Origin of the sequence: Rhodoferax ferrireducens (assembly GCF_003347515.1) — a bacterium.
In the GTDB taxonomy this organism is placed as follows: Bacteria; Pseudomonadota; Gammaproteobacteria; order Burkholderiales; family Burkholderiaceae_C; genus Rhodoferax.
Genome location: NZ_QEII01000224.1, coordinates 1 through 573, shown reverse-complemented (window position 1 = coordinate 573; position 573 = coordinate 1). Strand labels below are relative to the sequence as shown.

Here is a 573-nt window from a genome sequence, read left to right as displayed (position 1 = left end):
TCGCTTGCACCGTGACTCATTTGGAACAAAAAGGATTGATGATGACAAACAAAAAGACGCTGAAACGACAGTATCTGGAGACGAAAACCCGAGCAGGCGTATATGCGATCCGTAACCAGATCACGGGCCGAGCGTTGGTTGCCGGAAGTACGAACGTTCAGGGCACACTCAACCGGCATCGTTTTGAACTGCAGCATGGACAGCATCGCAATGCGAGGCTTGCGCAGGACTGGGTCGAGTACGGCGAGACCAGCTTCTTCTTCGAAGTAATCGACATGGTCAAACCTAGCGAAGATCCAGCGTTCAATGCCGCACAGGAATTAGAAATGCTAGTTAGCCTGTGGCGCCAGGAAATCCCTTGTGTCGGCGAACTCGGCTACGACGAACCCAGGAGCGAACCTCGATGAACACGAATCTCGGCTTCTGTTTGGCGCTACACCGTGCCCACGCCAGCCTGCAACTCAAGCTTGACGACGAGTTGGGCATTTACCATGGCATCAGTTTCAACGACTTTGCGCTGCTGAATTTGCTCGCGCAAGCGGACGGTGGTCGGGTAAGCATTCCGGCACTCGT

1 protein-coding gene is annotated in these 573 nt (G+C 53.9%); it reads left to right on the top strand.

The features are described from left to right. The coding region (locus C5P05_RS03345; RefSeq protein ID WP_332871327.1) for a GIY-YIG nuclease family protein at positions 1 to 407 on the top strand (407 nt) is incomplete at its 5' end. Positions 408 to 573: the final 166 nt, after the last annotated feature.